Source organism: Klebsiella sp. AqSCr (assembly GCF_008452795.1).
Taxonomy (GTDB): Bacteria; Pseudomonadota; Gammaproteobacteria; order Enterobacterales; family Enterobacteriaceae; genus Klebsiella; species Klebsiella pneumoniae.
In genome coordinates this window covers 67708-87543 of record NZ_MJDM01000004.1, presented here as the reverse complement: position 1 = coordinate 87543, position 19836 = coordinate 67708, and the positions used below count along the sequence as shown (strand labels likewise).

Genomic DNA, 19836 nt, shown 5'->3' with positions numbered 1-19836 from the left:
CCTTCCGCTCCTGCTATGCTTAAGGGATACCCTTGATGAATAGCAGGAGCGCACTATGCACTATATCCCCCTCGGTGATACTGCCTTACGTGTTTCCCGAATCTGCCTCGGCTGCATGACCTTCGGCGAGCCGGACCGCGGCAGACACGCCTGGACGCTTCCGGAAGAGAGCAGCCGCCCGCTTATCCAGCACGCCATTGAAGGCGGCATCAACTTCTTCGATACCGCAAATAGCTACTCCGACGGCAGCAGCGAAGAGATCGTTGGCCGCGCCCTGCGCGACTTTGCCCGCCGTGACGAGGTGGTTGTCGCCACCAAGGTGTATCACCAGGTCGGCGATCTGGCGGAAGGACTTTCCCGGGCGCAGATCCTGCGCTCCATCGACGACAGCCTGCGCCGTCTCGGGATGGACTATGTCGACCTGCTGCAGATCCACCGCTGGGACTATACCACCCCGATTGAAGAGACGCTCGAAGCGCTGGACGAGGTGGTGAAAGCCGGCAAAGCGCGCTATATCGGCGCCTCGTCCATGCATGCCCGACAGTTTGCCCAGGCGCTGGCGCTCCAGCAGCAGAACGGCTGGGCGCGCTTCGTCACCATGCAGGATCACTACAACCTGATTTACCGGGAAGAAGAGAATGAGATGCTGCCCCTGTGCCAACGTAACGGCGTAGCGGTGATCCCATGGAGTCCGCTGGCGCGCGGCAGACTAACCCGCCCCTGGGGTGAGACCACCGCCCGGCTGGTCTCAGATGAGTTCGGCAAATCGCTGTACAGCGCCAGTGAAGAAAACGATGCGCAGATCGCCGGGAATCTCGCGGACGTGGCGGAAGAACTCGACGCCAGCCGCGCCCAGGTCGCCCTCGCCTGGCTGTTAAGCAAACCCGGCGTCGCCGCGCCGATTATCGGCCCGTCGCGTCAGGAACAGCTCGATGATCTGCTGCAGGCGGTGGATTTGACGCTCTCCCCGGAACAGATCGACAAGCTGGAGGCGCCGTATCAGCCGCATCCGGTGGTGGGATTTAAGTGAAGGGCGTGGTTTCCCCGGCAGCGTAGCGTTGCCGGGGAGAGGCGGTTAAAGCAGACCGATGGGCCAGTGATGGCCAATGACGTACAGCACGCCAGCGGAGATCACGCCGGCGACGATGTCGTCGACCATAATCCCCATTCCGCCGTGGATATTGCGATCAAACCAGCGAATCGGCCACGGCTTCCACATATCGAAGATACGGAAAATCACGAAGCCGGCGGCCACCCACTGCCAGTCCAGGGTCGGCAGCGCCATCAGGGTGATCCACATCCCGACGAACTCGTCCCAGACGATGCTGCCGTGGTCATGGGTGCCCATATCTTTGGCCGTGCGATGGCACAGATAGACGCCGATACAGATGCTCATCATCACCACCAGCGAGTAAAGCTGCCAGGGGAGAAAGGTCATCAGATACCAGAACGGGATCGCCGCCAGCGAGCCCATCGTCCCCGGCACCACCGGGCTTAAGCCGCTGCCAAAACCGGTCGCCAGCAGATGCCACGGATTACGCATGCTCAGGCGGCTAAGCGCCTCGTCTCGACTACGCAAAGTGATCGTATCCCTTTAAATCAAGCGCGACCGGCTTACCGTCGCGGATAAACTGCAGCCCTTCGCTCTCCGGCGCAATCTGTCCGATACAGGTAAAACGCGCGCCAAGATGGCCAAGAGCCACGTCCAGCGCCCCGCGGTTCAGCTCCGGTACGGTAAAGCACAGCTCGTAATCTTCCCCGCCGGCGAGCGCCCAGCGCAGCGCCTGCTCAGAATCAACCTGGCGCAGCATCGCATCGGAGTACGGCATGGCATCGAGATCGATACGTGCGCCGCAGCCGCTGGCTTTAAGAATATGGCCCAGATCGGAGATCAGTCCGTCGGAGAGATCGATAGCCGATGTCGCCAGGTCACGCAGCGCCTGGCCCTGCAGCACGCGCGGCATCGGCCGCAGATGACGGGCCAGCAGGTAGTCGGCGTCAGACGGTTCATCCACCGTTAGACGATTCTGCAGTACAGCCAGACCGGCGGCGCTATCTCCCGGAGTGCCGGTAACATAGATCCAGTCCCCCGGCTTCGCGCCAGCGCGTTTCATGGCGCGTCCCGGCGGCACAAAGCCGTGGATACCCAGCGTCATGGAGAGCGGGCCACGGGTAGTGTCGCCGCCAATCAGTTGCATATCGTAATAGTCCAGCTGGACAAACAGGCTGTCGCTGAAGGCTTCCAGCCAGACTTCATCCACCTCCGGCAAGGTCAGCGCCAGCGTGAGCCACGCCGGCTCCGCGCCCATCGCCGCGAGGTCGCTCAGGTTCACCGCCAGCGCTTTATAAGCGAGGTCGGCAGGGTCGATATCGGGTAAGAAGTGATTGCCCGCCACCAGGGTGTCGGTGCTGATTGCCAGCGTTTTTTTCTCGGGAATATGCAGGAGCGCGCAGTCATCGCCGATGCCGGTTTCAACATCAAGGCGGGCGCTTTTAACGCGATCAAAATAACGGGCAATCAGGGAGAATTCGCCGCATGCCATACGTTATGCCTCAGCAAAATAATAAATAAGGCCGGGCTGCGAGGCGACCCTCGCAAAACCCGGCCTGCAGTTTACTTCTTGTGGGGACGAATTACCGGAGCCGCTTTGTCCAGCACGCCGTTAACGAACTTGTGGCTATCTTCAGCGCCGAAGGTTTTCGCCAGTTCGATAGCTTCATTGATGGCCACTTTATACGGTACGTCATCACGTTTGGACAGCTCAAACAGCGCGATACGCAGCACCGCTTTTTCAACCTGGCCCAGCTCTTCCAGCTGGCGGGACAGGTAGGGCTTCATCAGGCCGTCGAGGTACGCGCTGTTAGTCGCCACTCCGGACAGCAGTTCGCGGAAATACAGAACATCAACATCTTTTACGTCCTGTTCCGCCAGGAACTGGTATTCGACATCAGCGATGTCGTTGTGGGACAACTGCCAGGAGTAGAGCGCCTGAACGGCACACTCACGGGCGCGGCGACGAGCAGCAGGTTTCACGGAATTCCCCTTACAAAAATCAGGCCTTGATGGCTTTCAATACGTTAATCATTTCCAGCGCGGTCAGCGCAGCTTCTGCACCTTTGTTACCGGCTTTGGTGCCAGCGCGCTCAATGGCTTGTTCAATACTTTCAGTGGTCAGAACACCAAAGGCTACCGGGATTTCGCTGTCCTGAGCGACATGCGCCAGGCCATTGCTGGCACCGCCTGCCACATATTCAAAGTGGGCGGTACCGCCGCGAATCACCGTCCCCAGCGCGATCACCGCGTCATATTTACCGGTTTTCGCCAGTGCGCCAGCCGCCAGCGGCAGCTCATACGCGCCTGGAACCCAAACGACGGTGATGTTTTCATCTTTTACCTGACCAATGCGTTTCAGGGCGTCAATCGCGCCTTCCAGCAGGCTGTCATTGATAAAGTTGTTGAAACGCGCAATGGTGATGGCGACGCGAGCGTCCGGGGTAGCAACGTTAGCTTCAATAATGTTCATACTCTTCCTTCGGGTTCATGTGCCCCGCAAGGGGGGCGGATTTTATCATATTATTCTGAGCGCTGCTTCCTAATAATCAGGAAAGCCTCACGCAGTGGTTAAATGCAGGCAGACATCCGGGCCAACCTGACGTATCTCATTGAATTTAAAATGGGGGGCCTGGCTCAGCTCTTCAAGCCCCGGCAGCGCGCATAATCCACGCGCCGCATTGCCTAACAGTTTAGGCGCAATATAGACGATAAGCTCGTCGACCAGGCCCGCCTGCAGCAGCGCCCCGGCAAGCGTGGCCCCTGCCTCAACCCAGACGCTGTTGATCTGCTGTTTGCCGAGCAGCATCATCAGCAGCACCAGATCGAGATGGCCGTTATGCTCCGGAACCAGCAGCGTGCGGGCACTTTCCGGCCACTGCCGTTCATCGGCGCGCAGGCGGGCAAACAGCGTTTCCCCCGCCTGCTGCACAATACGATGCTCAGGCGTGACGCGGTTCTGGCTGTCGATAACGACGCGCAGCGGCTGGCGCAAATTCTCTTCGGGATAAAGCGCCTGGGTATCGGCGCTCAGCTCCTGCCAGCGCACGGTCAGCGCCGGATCGTCCGCCAGCACGGTGGCGCTGCTGGTCAGGATGGCATGGCTCTGGGCGCGCAGACGCTGCACGTCGCGTCGCGCCTGCGGGGAGGTGATCCACTGGCTTTCGCCGCTGGCCATCGCCGTGCGGCCGTCCAGCGAGGCGCCCAGCTTCAGCTGCACCCAGGGAAAACCGGTGCGCATCCGCTTCAGAAAGCCCTTATTCAGCGCTTCCGCTTCGTTCATCATCAGCCCATGGCTGACCTCAATGCCGGCCTGCTGCAGGCGATACAAACCGCGCCCCGCCACCTGCGGGTTCGGATCCTGCATCGCGGCGACCACGCGGCTGACGCCGGCGGCAATCAGCGCATCGCAGCATGGCGGCGTACGGCCATGGTGGCTGCAGGGCTCAAGAGTGACGTAGGCGGTGGCTCCGCGCGCCTTTTCGCCAGCCATGCGCAGGGCGTGCACTTCAGCATGCGGCTCGCCGGCGCGATAGTGAAACCCCTCGCCGACGATCTCGCCGTCTTTCACAATGACGCAGCCGACGTTAGGGTTAGGATGGGTAGTAAAGCGACCGCGCGCGGCAAGCTTCAGCGCACGCGCCATGTACATTTCGTCCTGCATGGCTTAGTCCTGTAAGCGGGCGATCTCTTCGCCGAATTCTTTAATATCTTCGAAGCTGCGATAGACCGACGCGAAGCGAATATAGGCGACTTTATCCAGCTTTTTCAGCTGCTCCATCACCAGGTTGCCGATCATTTTGCTGGCCACTTCGCGCTCGCCGGTGCCGCGCAGATGAGTCTTGATATGGTTGACCGCCATTTCCACGTCGTCGGCGCTAACCGGACGTTTCTCCAGCGCTTTCAGCATCCCGCTGCGCAGCTTGTCTTCGTTGAAGGGTTCGCGCACATCGTTACTCTTCACCACCCGCGGCATCACCAGCTCCGCCACTTCGAAGGTGGTAAAGCGTTCATTACAGACCAGGCACTGCCGACGGCGACGCACGGAAGAGCCTTCCCCCACCAGACGAGAGTCGATCACTTTGGTATCCACGGCGAAACAGAAAGGGCAATGCATAGCGCGTCCTGACAGGTAGTTAAACTGAAGAGTAGTTTACCGCGAAGTGACCGGACTACAAAGAAAGAGCTTTTGAGACAAAGGATCTATGGGAGATGAGGCCGGTTTGGCTACCATTAAGCATCCTCTGTAAACGGAATCCTGACCATGACAAGACGTTACCTGAAGCTCGCCATCGCGGGCTGCCTGTTCACCCTGACCGCCTGCGCCCAGCAAAGCGAAATCCGCCAGATGCACCAGAGCGCGAGTACGCTAAGCCAGGAGATGACCCAGCTCAACCAGCAAACGATCAAAATCACCCAGCAAAACGCGCTGAACGCCAAATCCACCCGCGGCGTCTATCTGCTGCCGGAGGCCAAGACCCCGGCGCGGCTGGAGAGCCAGATCGGCACCCTGCGCATGTCGGTGGGCAGTATTACCCCGGATGGCGATGGGTCACGCCTGACCTTACGCATTCAGGGCGAATCCAACGATCCGCTGCCGGCCTTTACCGCCACCGTCGCTTCCGGACAGATCACCGGCACCACCCACAGCTATCAGGAAGTCAATGTTCAGGATCAGCTGATTAGCGCGCCGGCCAGCACCCTCGCCCCCAGCGATGTCGATATCCCGTTGCGCCTCAATGTAACGCCAGATAAAGTCGGTTTTATTCGCGTACACGATATCCAGCCCGCCGCCGCCCAGTAAGCCTTCAGCCGGGCCTGCCCCGCCCGGCTACGTCCTGCCCCGTCTTTCTTATCCACTTACAACTTTTCGCAAGAGTTCATTAGAAATCGTTCTGCAGCGCGATTTTCAGTAGCATTTTGTCAAGAAATGCATAGAATCGTGAACGCAATCGATTACGCATGTTCTGGTTATGTGAAACAACACGTATTTTTGTGAGCAATGATTCCTATAATAGACCCCCACAGAAAGACGAAATATTTAGAAACGCTTCGGCACTTCTTTTAACGCCTTCAGGCTCAATTTAAACAGTGGCATTACTATGAAAAAAACATTACTGGCAGCGGGTGCGGTTGTGGCGCTCTCCACTACTTTTGCCGCGGGCGCGGCAGAAAACGACAAACCGCAGTATCTGTCTGACTGGTGGCACCAGAGTGTTAACGTGGTGGGCAGCTACCACACCCGTTTTGGACCGCAGATCCGTAACGATACCTACCTGGAATACGAAGCGTTCGCCAAAAAAGACTGGTTTGATTTCTACGGCTATATTGATGCCCCGGTATTCTTCGGCGGCAACAGCACGGCAAAAGGTATCTGGAACAAAGGTTCCCCGCTGTTTATGGAGATCGAACCGCGTTTCTCTATCGATAAGCTGACCAATACCGACCTGAGCTTCGGGCCGTTCAAAGAATGGTATTTCGCCAACAACTATATCTACGATATGGGCCGCAACGACTCCCAGGAGCAGAGCACCTGGTATATGGGTCTGGGTACCGATATCGATACCGGCCTGCCAATGAGCCTGTCGCTGAACGTCTACGCCAAGTACCAGTGGCAGAACTACGGCGCGTCCAACGAAAACGAATGGGACGGCTATCGCTTCAAAGTGAAATACTTTGTGCCGCTGACCGACCTGTGGGGCGGTTCGCTGAGCTACATCGGCTTCACCAACTTCGACTGGGGTTCTGACCTCGGCGATGACAACTTCTACGATCTGAACGGGAAGCACGCGCGCACCAGCAACTCTATCGCCTCCAGCCACATCCTGGCGCTGAACTACGCGCACTGGCACTACTCTATCGTCGCCCGTTACTTCCATAACGGCGGCCAGTGGGCTGATGATGCGAAGCTGAACTTCGGCGATGGTCCGTTCAGCGTTCGCTCGACCGGCTGGGGTGGTTACTTCGTGGTCGGCTACAACTTCTGATTGCTGATACAGCAAGACAGCGCCCGGGCCGCAGCTCCTGCTGCCCGGGCTTTTTTATTTCTCCCGCACCTCGCACCGGACCTTGCGCAGAAAATCGCTTAACGAGCGGTCGGCGCACTCGCTGAATCGACGTTCGGTCCTTCTGACCTCCAGACAACGGTCGAGGCGAAAATTGCGGTAATCATTGCGCAGCTCGCACCAGGCCACCAGCAGCCAGCGTTCGCCCCAGAAAAACAGCCCCAGGGGCAGCACGTCGCGCTCGGTCACCCGGCCTGTCTCATCCTGATAGCGCAGCTGCAGCACCTGCTGGCCGGAGACCGCCTGATGAATGACGTCAAAATGGGTTTTAGCATAGCGATGGGCGCCGAAATCGGGGGCAAACAGGCGAGTCTGCTCCGCCTGGCGCCGACGCGCCTCCGGCAGGATCGCCAGCATCTTCTCCTGGGCGGATTCCAGCGACTGCGACAGCGCCTCACCGCCCCAGGTTTTTAGCAGCCGAATCGCAGCGATCAGCGCCTCGGATTCTTTGGTGGTCAGCATCAGCGGCGGCAGATCGTAGCCCGCCAGCAGCCGGTAGCCGCTGCCCGCTTCGCCCTCCACCGGTACGCCGGAGAGGGAGAGATCGCGAATATCGCGATAGACGGTACGCTCCGACACGCCCAGCCGCTCCGCCAGCAGCGCGGCGGTAGTGAGCCGCCTGCCGCGCAGGATCTGCACAATCTGAAATAAACGGTCGGCGCGTCGGGTCATGTCTCACTTCACAAAAGTTAAGGTTAAGCCGGCTGGTGCAGGCCGACGCAGTTGCCCTCGCTGTCGGTAAACAGGGCGATGGTGCCAATATCATTCGGCAGCGTCAGCGGGCCGAAGACACAGGCCCCACCCGCCGAGGCAACGCGCTCCAGCGTGGCGGCAAGATGATCAGTATGCAGATAAATAATAGCGCCCTGCGCCGAGGGCGCGATACCTTCAAATTTGGCCAGCGCGCCGCCGGGGGCCGGATCCTGATGCGGGAACACCGCCAGCTCGGCGCAATCCATGGTTTCGCGACGCAGCGACACTTGCATCACCGGCTCATAAAACGCGACGGCGCGATCCATATCGGCGACCGGAATTTCAAACCAGTTAATCACGTTGTTCATACTTCCTCCTGCTCGTTAGTGAGTTCAGGGGCAGTGTATGGGAGGGCTCCTGACAGCATACTGTCAGCAGGTTTTGTCGCGGGCAAAAAAATCCCGGCCGCAAGGGCCGGGATTGCTTTATCTCAACTGAACTCTATTACGGCAGAATGGACGGCTGATCCGCCCCTTCTTTTTCGACCTTCTGCTGGATCAGATGCTCGCGCTTCATGCCCAGCTTCAACGCCAGCGCGGAGGCGACGTAGATAGAAGAAGCCGTACCGATGGAAACACCGATCAGCATGGTCAGCGAGAAGCCTTCCAGAATCGGGCCGCCGAACAGGAACAGCATCAGGATCACCATCAAAGTGGTACCAGAGGTGATCAAGGTACGGTGCAGCGTCTGGGTCAACGACACGTTAAAGATCTCATACGGCGTACCGCGGCGGATCTTACGGAAGTTTTCACGGATACGGTCCGATACCACGATACTGTCGTTCAGCGAGTAGCCGATAACCGACATCAACGAGGCCACGATGGTCAGGTCGATCTCGATATGGAACAGCGACAGCACGCCCATGGTGATCACCACGTCGTGCGCCAGGGCGATAACCACCCCGGCGGCCAGACGCCATTCGAAGCGGAAGCCGACGTAGATCAGGATACAGACCAGCGCCGCAATCAGCGCCAGGGCGCCGGTTTGCGCGAGGTCCGCGCCGACGCTCGGGCCGACAAACTCAATACGCTTCACTGCCGCATTCTGGCTGGTCGATTCGTTAATCACCGTCACGACCTTGCTGCCCAGCTCCTGGCTGCCGTTGGCGTCATGCACCGGCGGCATACGTACCATGATGTCGCGGCTGCTGCCAAAGTTCTGCACCTGCGGCTCTTCAAAGCCCGCTTTCTGCAGGGAATCGCGCATCTGGTCCAGATCGACCGGTTTCTCAAGGGTAATTTCAATCACCGTACCGCCGGTGAAATCGAGCCCCCAGTTAAACCCGCGAACGCCGATGATGGCGATCGACACAATCAGCAGAAAACCTGAAATGCCGAAGGCCCAGTAGTCCCAGCGCATAAAGTCCCAGACTTTACGGCCGTGGTTCAATTGTTCAACAGTATATTCCTGTGCCACAACGCACTCCTCAGATAGACAGCTTTTTAACGCGCTTGCCGCCGTACAGCAGGTTCACGATGGCACGGGTGCCGACGATAGCGGTAAACATTGAGGTCGCGATACCGATACCGGTGGTAATCGCAAACCCTTTAATGGCACCGGTACCGACCGCGTACAGGATGATCACTTTGATAAGCGTCGTCACGTTGGCGTCGAAGATCGAGCTGAACGCGCCGCGATAACCTTCGTCAATCGCCTGCTGAACGGTACGCCCGTTGCTCAGCTCTTCTTTGATACGCTCGTTGATCAGAACGTTAGCATCGACCGCCACCGCCAGGGTTAACACGATACCCGCGATGCCCGGCATGGTCAGCGTCGCCCCCGGGATCAGGGACATAATGCCGACAATCAGTATCAGGTTGGCAATCAGCGCCGAGGTCGCAATCAGGCCGAACTTCTTATAGAAGAGGATCATGAACAGGATAGAGACCACCAGACCGGCCAGACAGGCTTCCAGACCCTGCTTGATGTTCTGCATTCCCAGGGTTGGGCCGATAGTCCGCTCTTCGACGATCTGAATCGGCGCAATCAGCGCGCCGGCACGCAGCAGCAGCGACAGCTGACGCGCTTCGTTCGGATTGCTGATACCGGTGATACGGAAGCTGTTACCCAGACGCGACTGGATGTTGGCGATGTTAATCACCTCTTCCTCTTTCGCCAGGATAGCGCGACCGTTAGCGTCTTTCTTACCGCTGTCTTTATACTCCACGAACAGGGTCGCCATCGGCTTGCCGATGTTGTCCTTAGTGAAGTTAGACATGATGTTACCGCCCGCGCTGTCCAGCGAGATGTTAACCTGCGGCTGGTTGTACTCATCCATGCTGGAGGTCGAGTCGGTGATATGGTCCCCGGTCAGGATCACCCGCTTGTACAGCACTACCGGCTGGCCTTCACGCGTCTGCTTCACTTCCGAGTCGCCCGGCACGCGGCCAGAGGCGGCGGCGGACTGGTCCACGTTAGTATTGACCAGACGGAACTCGAGGGTCGCGGTCGCGCCAAGGATTTCCTTCGCACGCGCGGTATCCTGGATACCCGGCAGCTCAACCACGATGCGGTCAGCGCCCTGACGCTGAACCAGCGGCTCGGCGACGCCCAGCTGGTTCACACGGTTACGCAGGATATTAATGTTCTGCTGAACCGCGTACTCACGGGCTTCTTTCAGGCGCTCATCGGTCATCACCGCTTTCAGGCTGTTGTCACCCTGAGAGGAAATAACCAGATCGCGATGGCGAGGGCTGAGATAAGAGATAGCCTGGTCGCGCGCCGCGCTGTCGCGGAAGACGATGCTCAGACCGTAGTTGTCTTCTTTACGCACGGTCGCGTAAGGAATGCCTTTGTCGCGCAGCTCGCTGCGCAGGCTATCGATGTTCTGTTCCTGCAGTTTGCCTAACGCGGTGTCCATGTCGACTTCCATCAGGAAGTGCACGCCGCCGCGCAGATCAAGACCCAGCTTCATCGGCTCGGCATAGAGCGCCGCCAGCCAGCGTGGGGTTGCCGGAGCAAGGTTCAGCGCCACGACGTATTTGTCACCCAGCACGTTAAGCAGCGCTTCGCGCGCGCGCAGCTGGGTATCAGTGGTGTCGAAGCGCGCAAGAATAGCGCCCTCTTCCAGTGCCACAGACTTCGCGGTTATTTTTTCTTCTTGTAAAGTTTTCTGGACCTGGATCAGCGTTTGCTCACTGGCGGCGACGCCGCGCGCGCCAGTGATTTGAACAGCCGGATCCTCACCATACAGGTTGGGAAGCGCATAGATCAGGCCGACGACAATGACGACGACCAGCATGACGTACTTCCACAAAGGATAACGGTTTAACACGGCAGTTCCCTTTGGGAAAAGTTGGATTACAGCGCCTTCATGGTGCCTTTCGGCAGAACGGCAGCAACGAAGTCACGTTTGATAACCACTTCAGTGGTATCGTTCAGCGCGATAGCAATGTAGCCAGTTTCCGCTACTTTGGTCACGCGACCGACCAGACCGCCGTTGGTCAGCACTTCATCACCTTTGGCGATGGAGTTCATCAGGTTCTTATGTTCCTTGGTGCGCTTCTGCTGTGGACGCAGGATCATGAAGTAAAAAATCAGACCGAACACCACCAGCATCAGAATCAGAGACATCGGGCTGCCCTGCGCCGGTGCACCCGTTGCCGCTACCGCATCAGAAATAAAAAAGCTCATTGAAATTCCCTCATTATTAAAATTAATCAACGTTCAAAGGAGGCACGGTGCGCCCCTGACGTTGGTAAAAATCGGTCACGAAGCTCTCTAATTTACCCTCTTCGATAGCCTTGCGTAAACCAGCCATTAAACGCTGATAGTAGCGCAGGTTATGAATGGTATTGAGACGCGCGCCCAATATTTCGTTGCAACGGTCGAGGTGATGCAAGTAAGCGCGTGAATAATTGCGACATGTATAGCAATCACACTCGGCGTCCAGCGGCGCGGTATCGCTTTTGTGCTTCGCGTTGCGGATTTTCACCACGCCGTCGGTGACGAACAGGTGGCCGTTACGCGCGTTGCGCGTCGGCATGACGCAGTCGAACATATCGATACCGCGACGTACCCCTTCCACCAGATCTTCCGGCTTCCCGACGCCCATCAGGTATCGTGGTTTATCGGCCGGGATCTGCGGGCAGACGTGCTCCAGAATACGGTGCATGTCTTCCTTCGGCTCACCAACCGCCAAACCGCCGACAGCGTAGCCATCAAAGCCAATCTCTACCAGACCTTTCACCGAGATATCGCGTAAATCTTCGTAAACGCTACCCTGAATAATGCCGAACAGCGCATTTTTATTGCCAAGGCTATCGAAACGGTCGCGGCTGCGCTTCGCCCAGCGCAGAGACATCTCCATTGAGCGCTTGGCGTAATCCCAGTCCGCCGGGTACGGCGTACATTCGTCGAAGATCATCACGATGTCAGAGCCGAGATCGTACTGAATCTCCATCGATTTTTCCGGATCGAGGAAAATCGGATCGCCGTTGATCGGATTGCGGAAGTGGACGCCCTGCTCGGTGATCTTACGGATATCGCCAAGGCTGAACACCTGGAAACCGCCGGAGTCGGTCAGGATCGGTCCTTTCCACTGCATAAAATCGTGCAGATCGCCGTGCAGCTTCATGATCTCCTGACCCGGGCGCAGCCACAGGTGGAAGGTGTTGCCGAGAATAATCTGCGCGCCGGTGGCTTCCACCTCTTCCGGCGTCATCCCTTTGACGGTGCCGTAGGTGCCAACGGGCATAAAGGCCGGTGTTTCCACCACGCCGCGCTCAAACACCAGGCGACCGCGGCGGGCGCGACCGTCGGTGGTATCCAGTTCAAATTTCATGCTTGCTCCTGCGTCAGAAAAACAGTCCGACGTTTTCATACTCGCCACGGAATGATTCCGTAGCTAAAAAATGCGTTATGGCGTCTACAAGCCGGCGTACCGGCCTTTTCAGGGACGCTCAGAAATAGCCTGCGGATTGTACGTGATAAACATCGCATCCCCGTAGCTAAAAAAGCGATATTTCTGCTCAACCGCCACCTTATAGGCGTTCATGGTGTGCTGATAACCCGCAAACGCCGACACCAGCATAATCAGGGTGGATTCAGGGAGATGGAAGTTAGTCACCAGCGCATCGATCACCTGGTACTGATAACCCGGGTAGATGAAAATCTGCGTATCGTCGAAGAACGGCGCGATCAGCGCGTCTTTCGCCGCCTGCGCCGCGCTCTCCAGCGAACGTACCGAGGTGGTGCCCACCGCGATCACGCGGTTGCCGCGCGCTTTCGCCGCCAGCACCGCATCGACCACCTCCTGCGGCACTTCGGCATATTCGGAGTGCATGGTGTGCTCTTCAATGCTGTCGACGCGCACAGGCTGGAAGGTGCCCGCGCCCACATGCAGGGTGACAAACGCCATCTCAACGCCTTTGGCGCGCAGTTTGTCCAGCAGCGGTTCGTCGAAATGCAAACCGGCGGTCGGGGCGGCTACCGCGCCCGGCCTGGTGCCATAGACGGTTTGATAGAGCTCGCGGTCGGCGTCTTCGTCCGGGCGGTCAATATAGGGCGGCAGCGGCATATGGCCGATCCCGTTAAGGATCTCCAGCACCGGGCGCTCGTCGTTAAACTCCACTTCAAACAGCGCGCCGTGGCGCGCCAGCATCGTGGCCTTAATACTTTCGTCATCGCCCAGCAGCAGTTCGGCGCCCGGTTTCGGCGCTTTCGAGGCGCGAATATGGGCCAGAATGCGCTTATCATCCAGCATCCTCTCCACCAGCACTTCAATCTTGCCGCCACTGGCCTTACGACCGAACAGACGCGCCGGGATCACCCGGGTGTTGTTAAACACCAGCAGATCGCCGGGATTGAGCTTATCGAGGATGTCGGTGAAGGTGCCATGCGTCAGCGCGCCCGTCGGCCCGTCCAGGGAGAGCAAGCGACAGCTACTGCGCTCAGGCATCGGATAGTGGGCGATCAGAGATTCGGGTAGTTCAAAAGCAAAATCGGTAACGCGCATGACGGTAACTCAGACTGAATAAAGAGGCGGGTAGTCTAGTGCCGGGGCGGTCTGGCTGCAACCTTTACCCCTCCGGATGAATGACATAATCTATATTCCAAATCATTCCGAATGCCGCCATGCGGCAACCGAATGCCTTACCGGTGGCAAAGGTGCCGCGCGCGGCCAGACAGCATGCCATTCGGCCACCGAGGCGGCGTTCAGCGCAACATCGGTGTTTCCACCTGCCCGCTCGTATTTAAAGGATGTCGTTTTATGAATTTTCTCGCCCACCTGCACCTGGCCCATCTCGCCGACAGTTCGTTGCCCGGCAACCTGATGGCCGACTTCGTGCGCGGCAACCCGCAGGGCGACTATCCGGCGGAAATCATCGACGGCATCTTTATGCATCGGCGGATTGACGTGATGACTGACAACCTGGCGGAAGTCAAAGAGGCGCGGGAGTGGTTTCGCCCGCAGACCCGCCGCGTCGCCCCCATCACCCTCGACGTCATGTGGGATCATTTCCTGTCCCAGCACTGGGCGCAGCTCTCCCCTGACCTGCCGCTGGACGAGTTCGTACGCTACGCCGAGCGGCAGATCGTCCCCATCCTGCCCGACTCGCCGCCCCGCTTCGTCAATCTCAATCAATATCTGTGGTCGGAGCGCTGGCTGGAGCGCTATCGGGAAATGGATTTTATTCAGCGCGTGCTGAACGGCATGGCCAGCCGCCGTCCACGTCTCGAGGCGCTACGCGACTCCTGGCAGGATCTGGATACCCATTACGACCGTCTGGAGACGCAGTTCTGGCGCTTTTATCCGCAGATGATGCGCCTGGCAGAAAACAAACAGCTGTAATAGCCACGTCATTGATAGGTAAAAGCTGGCTGAACGATTGTTAGCGCCTCTTTGTGTTATTGCCGGGCAGGCTCTATACTTGCCCGCGTTGCGTTCCAAATAACCTTAGTAATTACAGGAGAATCAAATGGTTCTGGTCACTCGTCAAGCGCCGGATTTTACTGCAGCCGCTGTGCTGGGTAATGGTGAGATCGTTGAGAAATTCAATTTCAAACAGCACACCAACGGTAAACCTACCGTTCTGTTCTTCTGGCCGATGGACTTCACCTTCGTGTGCCCGTCTGAGCTGATCGCGTTCGACAAACGTTACGAAGAATTCCAGAAACGCGGCGTGGAAGTGGTTGGCGTTTCCTTCGACTCCGAGTTCGTGCACAACGCATGGCGTAACACCCCGGTAGACCAGGGCGGTATCGGCCCGGTTAAATACGCGATGGTTGCTGACATCAAACGTGAAATCCAGAAAGCTTACGGTATTGAGCATCCGGACGAAGGCGTAGCGCTGCGCGGCTCCTTCCTGATCGACGCCAACGGCATCGTTCGTCATCAGGTGGTTAACGACCTGCCGCTGGGCCGTAACATCGACGAAATGCTGCGTATGGTAGACGCCCTGCAGTTCCACGAAGAGCACGGCGAAGTCTGCCCGGCGCAGTGGGAAAAAGGAAAAGAAGGTATGGCCGCCTCTCCGGAAGGCGTTGCAAAATACCTGACCGAAAACGTCTCCAGCCTGTAATCGGCACGCGTTTTAATAAAAGGCTCGCTCAGGCGGGCCTTTTTTGTTAGCGGCGTCAAAATTTAAGAAAATGACCCGCCGATATTTGTGACCAGCGATACACTTCTGCCGAAAAAATTCGCCCTACCTCTCACTTTTTCTCTGGCAAATTTCAGCGTCAAAATACAAAGCCTTCATAACAGCCTGAAAAACATATAAATTATTTATATCGTTTTCTGCCGGTACTTTGCCGTCGATGCGATCCCCATCAATATTTAAAACCGCGGATGTGATCTCATCCATCATTTTCATCAATGTATTTGGTCATGATTTAACTCAGGAACAGGAATACGTTCAGGAGCTGAGGATGGAAATTATTTTTGACCCGTCGTTAATCGCCCTTAAGCAGAATATTTCCCGTGCGGAAGAGGCCATCGAACTGGCGGGTTCATTACTTGCCAGGCGCCAGATTTGCAGCGCCGAATATGTCAACGAGATGCTGACGGTATATGAAGATTTTGGCGCCGCCATCGTGATAGATGACGGGATTGCCATGCCGCATGCCCGGCCGGAAAAAGGGGCATTACAGACCGGGTTCTCACTTGTCACCACCGCCACGCCAATCTCCTTCGGCCACGATGAGTTCGATCCGGTTTCCGTGGTCATCGCGATCGCCGGCGCCGATGCTGACAGTCATATCAAAATGATCCAACTGATAGCCTCGCTGATCGAGTCAGATATTGTGACCTTTCTTCAGCAGGAAAATGACGTTAATTCAGTCTTACATTTCATTCAAAAACAAATGGAGTAGTCATTATGTTAGTTATCAGAACGGTTTGTGGTAACGGTATTGGCAGCTCATTGATGGCTGCGAATAATGTGAAAAAGATCTGTGACGAATTAGGCATCAAAGCGGACGTCGCCTCGGTCGATTTTGCTAACGCCGTCGGGGAAAAAGCCGACCTTTACGTCACGATCAAAGAACTAGCAAATCAATTTCCGGCCCACTGTCATGTCGCCATCATTCGCAGCTACGTCCATAAAGCGAAGATCGCCGAGGATATTACCGATGCGCTGATGAAAATTGCTGCGACTCACTCTTAATCAGCATAGAGGGAACGACCATGCAGGCTATTCTTAGTTTCTTAACGGAAATATTCAGTCAACCCGCCTTTTTAATGGGGCTTATCGCCTTTGTTGGTTTAGTGGCGCTGCGCTCCCCCGGTAACAAACTGCTTACCGGCACATTAAAGCCGATTTTAGGCTATTTGATGTTGAGCGCTGGGGCAGGCGTTATCGTTGCCAATCTCAATCCGCTGGGCGGTATTATCGAGGCCGGATTTAATATCCGCGGCGTTATTCCGAACAATGAAGCCATTGTCTCCGTCGCCCAGAAAATGCTGGGCGTGGAAACCATGAGTATTTTACTGTTAGGCTTTATTTTCAATCTGATTATCGCCCGCTGTACCAAGTATAAATATATCTTTCTGACCGGCCATCATTCGTTCTTTCTCGCCTGCCTGTTCTCCGCCGTTCTGCAGGCGGCGGAGTTCCAGGGCTGGATGTTGATCCTGATCGGTGGATTCCTGTTGGGCTCATGGTCGGCCATCTCCCCGGCCATCGGTCAGCGTTACACCAGGCAGGTAACCGAAGACGGCGGGATCGCCATGGGCCATTTCGGCTCTCTCGGCTACTACCTCTCGGCATGGATCGCCAGCCGGACCGGCAATCCGGCAAATTCCTTCGCCGATACCGAAATTTCAGAAAAGTGGGGCTTTCTGCGCGATACCACGGTCACCACCGGTATCGTGATGTTTGTTATCTACTTTGTCTGCAGCGCTGTCGCCGGGTCGGCGTACCTGAGCACCATCACCGACCAAAACATGCTGATCTTCTCGGTGCTGACCGGTCTGCAGTTCGCCGTTGGCGTAGCCATTGTCTATAACGGCGTGCGGCTGATCCTCGGCGATCTGGTGCCGGCGTTCCAGGGCATCAGCCAGAAGCTGATCCCGGACTCCATCCCGGCCGTTGATTGCGCGGTGTTCTTCACCTTTAGCCCCACCGCGGTGGTAGTGGGATTCATCAGCTCCTTTGTGGGCGGGCTGGTCGGGATGCTCTTGCTCGGCGGGCTGGGCATGGCGCTGATTATTCCCGGCATGGTGCCGCACTTCTTCTGCGGCGGCACGTCCGGCGTCTTCGCCGACAAACTGGGCGGTAAGCGCGGATGTATCATCGCCTCCTTTATCGGCGGGATCTTCCTCGCCTTCCTGCCGGCGATGCTGCTGCCGGCGCTCGGCAACCTCGGGTTTGAAAACAGCACCTTCGCCGATTTCGACTTCGCGGTATGGGGCATCATTATCGGGAATGCGTTCACCCAGTTTGGTCAGATCACTATCTATCTGATTTGTCTGGCGCTGCTCGTCGCGCTGCTGGCGCCTTTCTGCTTCCGTCACGTCCAGGTGGTGGGCAACACGCTCAGCTATGAGGAGCTGACGGCGAAGCAGAAAAATGAATAAGCGAGGTCATTTTTCCCGGCGGGAGGGCCACGCTTTCCGCCGCTGACAAATAATCAGGAGCGGTTATGGCTATTTTGTCCATTGGATTTGCTTGTTTCGATCAGTTTTTCTTTCTCAATGAATGGCCCCAGGAGAATACCAAAAACTTTTGTCATGATTTTATTGAAAGCGGCGGCGGTCCGGCGGCCAATGCGGCCTGGCTGCTGGGATTATGGGGCGAGGAGGTTTATTACATTGGTCATCTGCAGCAGGACCTTTACGGTCAGCGCATTATCGATGAGTTTGCCGAGGCGGGGGTGGATACCAGCCAGGTGGTTTTCTCTGATGACATGATCACCCCGCTGGCCTCGGTGCTGGTCAATCGCTTAACGGGTTCGCGGACGATTATTACCCGCAAGATGCAAACGCCGCCTTCCCTGACCTACGAGCAAAAGCTCAAACTGGACGACCTCGCCGAGCGACTGATTGCCAGCGAGGAGCCGGTCACCATTTTAATTGACGGCCATGAGGCGGAAATCAGTGAATATTTAATTAAGAAACTGCCCAACGCCAGGGTCGTGATGGACGGCGGGTCACTGCGCGCCAGCAATATTAAACTGGCGGCCTGGACTGACTATTTTGTAGTGAGCGAACATTTCGCCCGCGATTATATGAGCTATCGCTCGCTGAGCACCGAAGCAGAAATTAAAGCGGCCCTGATTGAGTTGAATAAAATTTGCCGCGGTGAAGCATTTATTACCCTTGGCGAAAAAGGCTGCGCTTTTTTAAAAAGCGGTATGCTGCAGATCGTCCCGTCCTGGCTGTGCAATGCCGTTGATACCACCGGCGCCGGGGATGTATTTCACGGCGCCTTCACCTATGGCGTCCATTACTCATGGCATATCGATAACATTATTTTATTTGCCAGCCTGACCGCCGCCATTTCTATTGAGAAAAAAGGGGTTCGGGAATCGATGCCGGACCTGGCGGTCGTCCACCACTCGTTAAATAGCTACGAGAGAAACTTAACGCAATATTTTGAAGAATAACTGCATTTAATAAATATCAAGAGGTGAATATGTTAGTGTCGATGAAGGACATGCTTCAGCATGCCCTGCGGGACGGCTACGCCGTCGGTCAGTTCAACATTAATAATCTGGAATGGGTCGGCGCCGTATTAAGCACCGCCCAGCAGTGCCGCTCACCGGTTATTTTGGGGGTGTCCGGCGGCACGGTTAAGCATATGCTCGGGTTAAAATGTATTCATGACATCGTGGTTAACGCCATGGAGTATTTGCATATTGATGTTCCGGTGGCGCTGCATCTGGATCACGGCACTACCCAGGAGGCCTGCGAAGCGGCGATCGCCGCCGGCTTCAGTTCCATTATGTTTGATGGCTCGCATCTGCCGTTCAGGGAAAACCTGGCCATTACCCGCCACCTGGTGACGCTGGCGCACAGCAAAGGTATCTCTGTGGAGGCCGAACTGGGGACCATCGCCGGCAGTGAAGACGGCATTGTCAATTCCGAAGTCATCTACGCCGATCCCCAGGAGTGCTACACCCTGGTGACAGAAACCCAGGTGGATTGCCTCGCCGCCGCGCTGGGCTCCACCCATGGTCTGTATAAAGGTAAAGCCCGACTGGGATTTACCGAGATGAAAGCCATTGCCGAGCAGGTGAAGGTTCCGCTGGTGCTGCATGGCGGCACCGGAATTGCCGATGAGGATATGCGCCGGGCGATTGCCTGCGGCACCGCCAAGATTAACGTTAATACCGAAAATATGTACGCCTGGTGCCAACAGGTGAAAGCAATTTTCGCCGCCGACACCGGGCACGATGTGAACGATCCGCGGAAAGTCATCGCCCAGGGACTGCAGCCGGTACGCGAGATGATTGCCCGCCGCATGGCGCTCTTTGGCTCAGAGCAGCGCTATTGACGCCGGGCCTGCGGCTGAAACCACCGCCCCG

General features: G+C 56.9%; 25 protein-coding genes. 10 read left to right on the top strand and 15 right to left on the bottom strand.

Going from position 1 to position 19836, the window contains the following annotated elements; genetic code table 11:
* The first annotated feature begins 55 nt into the window (after positions 1–55).
* Complete coding sequence (locus BHE81_RS03000; RefSeq protein WP_023302238.1) at positions 56–1030, top strand: aldo/keto reductase; 975 nt, start codon at positions 56–58, stop codon at positions 1028–1030.
* A gap of 45 nt (positions 1031–1075) precedes the next feature.
* Here BHE81_RS03000 and pgpA read toward each other — a convergent pair whose 3' ends face one another.
* From pgpA to nrdR, 6 genes are all read right to left on the bottom strand, one after another.
* A complete protein-coding gene (gene pgpA, locus BHE81_RS02995) occupies positions 1076–1579 on the bottom strand; it encodes a phosphatidylglycerophosphatase A (RefSeq protein ID WP_004177266.1) in 504 nt (167 codons plus the stop codon).
* On the bottom strand, positions 1572–2543 hold the full coding sequence (gene thiL, locus BHE81_RS02990) for a thiamine-phosphate kinase (RefSeq protein ID WP_004178737.1): 972 nt from the start codon (positions 2541–2543) through the stop codon (positions 1572–1574). The genes pgpA and thiL overlap by 8 nt, the downstream gene beginning before the upstream one ends.
* Positions 2544–2614: 71 nt before the next feature.
* On the bottom strand, positions 2615–3034 hold the full coding sequence (gene nusB / locus BHE81_RS02985) for a transcription antitermination factor NusB (RefSeq protein ID WP_002891356.1): 420 nt from the start codon (positions 3032–3034) through the stop codon (positions 2615–2617).
* A 19-nt stretch (positions 3035–3053) separates the two neighbouring features.
* Complete coding sequence (gene ribE, locus BHE81_RS02980) at positions 3054–3524, bottom strand: 6,7-dimethyl-8-ribityllumazine synthase (protein WP_001021161.1); 471 nt, start codon at positions 3522–3524, stop codon at positions 3054–3056.
* A gap of 87 nt (positions 3525–3611) precedes the next feature.
* Positions 3612–4715, bottom strand: a complete 1104-nt coding sequence (gene ribD / locus BHE81_RS02975) for a bifunctional diaminohydroxyphosphoribosylaminopyrimidine deaminase/5-amino-6-(5-phosphoribosylamino)uracil reductase RibD (RefSeq protein WP_004144650.1) — start codon at positions 4713–4715, stop codon at positions 3612–3614.
* Between the two features lie 3 nt (positions 4716–4718).
* Positions 4719–5168: a transcriptional regulator NrdR gene (nrdR, locus tag BHE81_RS02970; protein ID WP_002890417.1), complete on the bottom strand. Its 450-nt coding sequence runs from the start codon at positions 5166–5168 to the stop codon at positions 4719–4721.
* 147 nt (positions 5169–5315) lie between these two features.
* On the opposite strand from nrdR, the gene BHE81_RS02965 reads away from it, so the two are divergent.
* Both BHE81_RS02965 and BHE81_RS02960 read left to right on the top strand, forming a co-directional pair.
* Entirely contained in the window at positions 5316–5855 is a 540-nt protein-coding gene (locus tag BHE81_RS02965; RefSeq protein WP_023302239.1) for a DUF3251 domain-containing protein, read from the top strand.
* Between the two features lie 298 nt (positions 5856–6153).
* The gene (locus BHE81_RS02960; RefSeq protein ID WP_002890412.1) at positions 6154–7038 is read left to right on the top strand and encodes a nucleoside-specific channel-forming protein Tsx; all 885 of its coding nucleotides are present in this window, start codon (positions 6154–6156) and stop codon (positions 7036–7038) included.
* Between the two features lie 54 nt (positions 7039–7092).
* On the opposite strand, the gene BHE81_RS02955 is transcribed toward BHE81_RS02960, so the two are convergent.
* From BHE81_RS02955 to BHE81_RS28020, 8 genes are all read right to left on the bottom strand, one after another.
* Positions 7093–7788, bottom strand: coding sequence for a helix-turn-helix transcriptional regulator (locus BHE81_RS02955; RefSeq protein ID WP_016529544.1), 696 nt, complete (start codon positions 7786–7788; stop codon positions 7093–7095).
* Between the two features lie 23 nt (positions 7789–7811).
* Positions 7812–8177: a VOC family protein gene (locus BHE81_RS02950; RefSeq protein WP_020802573.1), complete on the bottom strand. Its 366-nt coding sequence runs from the start codon at positions 8175–8177 to the stop codon at positions 7812–7814.
* Between the two features lie 136 nt (positions 8178–8313).
* Complete coding sequence (gene secF / locus BHE81_RS02945; protein WP_002890403.1) at positions 8314–9285, bottom strand: protein translocase subunit SecF; 972 nt, start codon at positions 9283–9285, stop codon at positions 8314–8316.
* Positions 9286–9295: 10 nt separating this feature from the next.
* Positions 9296–11143 carry a protein translocase subunit SecD gene (secD, locus tag BHE81_RS02940; RefSeq protein WP_002890400.1) on the bottom strand — a complete coding sequence of 616 codons (1848 nt, stop codon included), beginning with the start codon at positions 11141–11143 and terminating at the stop codon, positions 9296–9298.
* A gap of 26 nt (positions 11144–11169) precedes the next feature.
* The gene (gene yajC / locus BHE81_RS02935) at positions 11170–11502 is read right to left on the bottom strand and encodes a preprotein translocase subunit YajC (RefSeq protein ID WP_002890398.1); all 333 of its coding nucleotides are present in this window, start codon (positions 11500–11502) and stop codon (positions 11170–11172) included.
* A gap of 22 nt (positions 11503–11524) precedes the next feature.
* A complete protein-coding gene (tgt, locus tag BHE81_RS02930) occupies positions 11525–12652 on the bottom strand; it encodes a tRNA guanosine(34) transglycosylase Tgt (protein WP_002890395.1) in 1128 nt (375 codons plus the stop codon).
* 108 nt (positions 12653–12760) lie between these two features.
* Positions 12761–13825: a tRNA preQ1(34) S-adenosylmethionine ribosyltransferase-isomerase QueA gene (queA, locus tag BHE81_RS02925; RefSeq protein ID WP_002890390.1), complete on the bottom strand. Its 1065-nt coding sequence runs from the start codon at positions 13823–13825 to the stop codon at positions 12761–12763.
* A gap of 64 nt (positions 13826–13889) precedes the next feature.
* A complete protein-coding gene (locus tag BHE81_RS28020) occupies positions 13890–14006 on the bottom strand; it encodes a hypothetical protein (protein WP_004218831.1) in 117 nt (38 codons plus the stop codon).
* A 74-nt stretch (positions 14007–14080) separates the two neighbouring features.
* On the opposite strand from BHE81_RS28020, the gene acpH reads away from it, so the two are divergent.
* Positions 14081–14662, top strand: a complete 582-nt coding sequence (gene acpH / locus BHE81_RS02920) for an ACP phosphodiesterase (RefSeq protein WP_004178734.1) — start codon at positions 14081–14083, stop codon at positions 14660–14662.
* A gap of 127 nt (positions 14663–14789) precedes the next feature.
* A complete protein-coding gene (locus tag BHE81_RS02915; protein WP_002890386.1) occupies positions 14790–15392 on the top strand; it encodes a peroxiredoxin in 603 nt (200 codons plus the stop codon).
* A 123-nt stretch (positions 15393–15515) separates the two neighbouring features.
* Here BHE81_RS02915 and BHE81_RS28015 read toward each other — a convergent pair whose 3' ends face one another.
* Complete coding sequence (locus BHE81_RS28015; RefSeq protein ID WP_032410022.1) at positions 15516–15683, bottom strand: hypothetical protein; 168 nt, start codon at positions 15681–15683, stop codon at positions 15516–15518.
* Positions 15684–15738: 55 nt separating this feature from the next.
* On the opposite strand from BHE81_RS28015, the gene BHE81_RS02910 reads away from it, so the two are divergent.
* The 5 genes from BHE81_RS02910 (at position 15739) to fba (ending at position 19805) form a co-directional block, all read left to right on the top strand.
* On the top strand, positions 15739–16182 hold the full coding sequence (locus BHE81_RS02910) for a PTS sugar transporter subunit IIA (RefSeq protein ID WP_002890380.1): 444 nt from the start codon (positions 15739–15741) through the stop codon (positions 16180–16182).
* Positions 16183–16187: 5 nt separating this feature from the next.
* On the top strand, positions 16188–16475 hold the full coding sequence (locus BHE81_RS02905) for a PTS sugar transporter subunit IIB (protein WP_002890376.1): 288 nt from the start codon (positions 16188–16190) through the stop codon (positions 16473–16475).
* 20 nt (positions 16476–16495) lie between these two features.
* Positions 16496–17887 (top strand): PTS ascorbate transporter subunit IIC, encoded by a 1392-nt coding sequence (locus tag BHE81_RS02900; protein WP_004151345.1) that lies wholly within the window; start codon positions 16496–16498, stop codon positions 17885–17887.
* Positions 17888–17952: 65 nt separating this feature from the next.
* Positions 17953–18915, top strand: coding sequence for a carbohydrate kinase family protein (locus BHE81_RS02895; RefSeq protein ID WP_002890372.1), 963 nt, complete (start codon positions 17953–17955; stop codon positions 18913–18915).
* A 35-nt stretch (positions 18916–18950) separates the two neighbouring features.
* Positions 18951–19805, top strand: coding sequence for a class II fructose-1,6-bisphosphate aldolase (gene fba, locus BHE81_RS02890; RefSeq protein WP_072145331.1), 855 nt, complete (start codon positions 18951–18953; stop codon positions 19803–19805).
* Positions 19806–19836 lie beyond the last annotated feature (31 nt).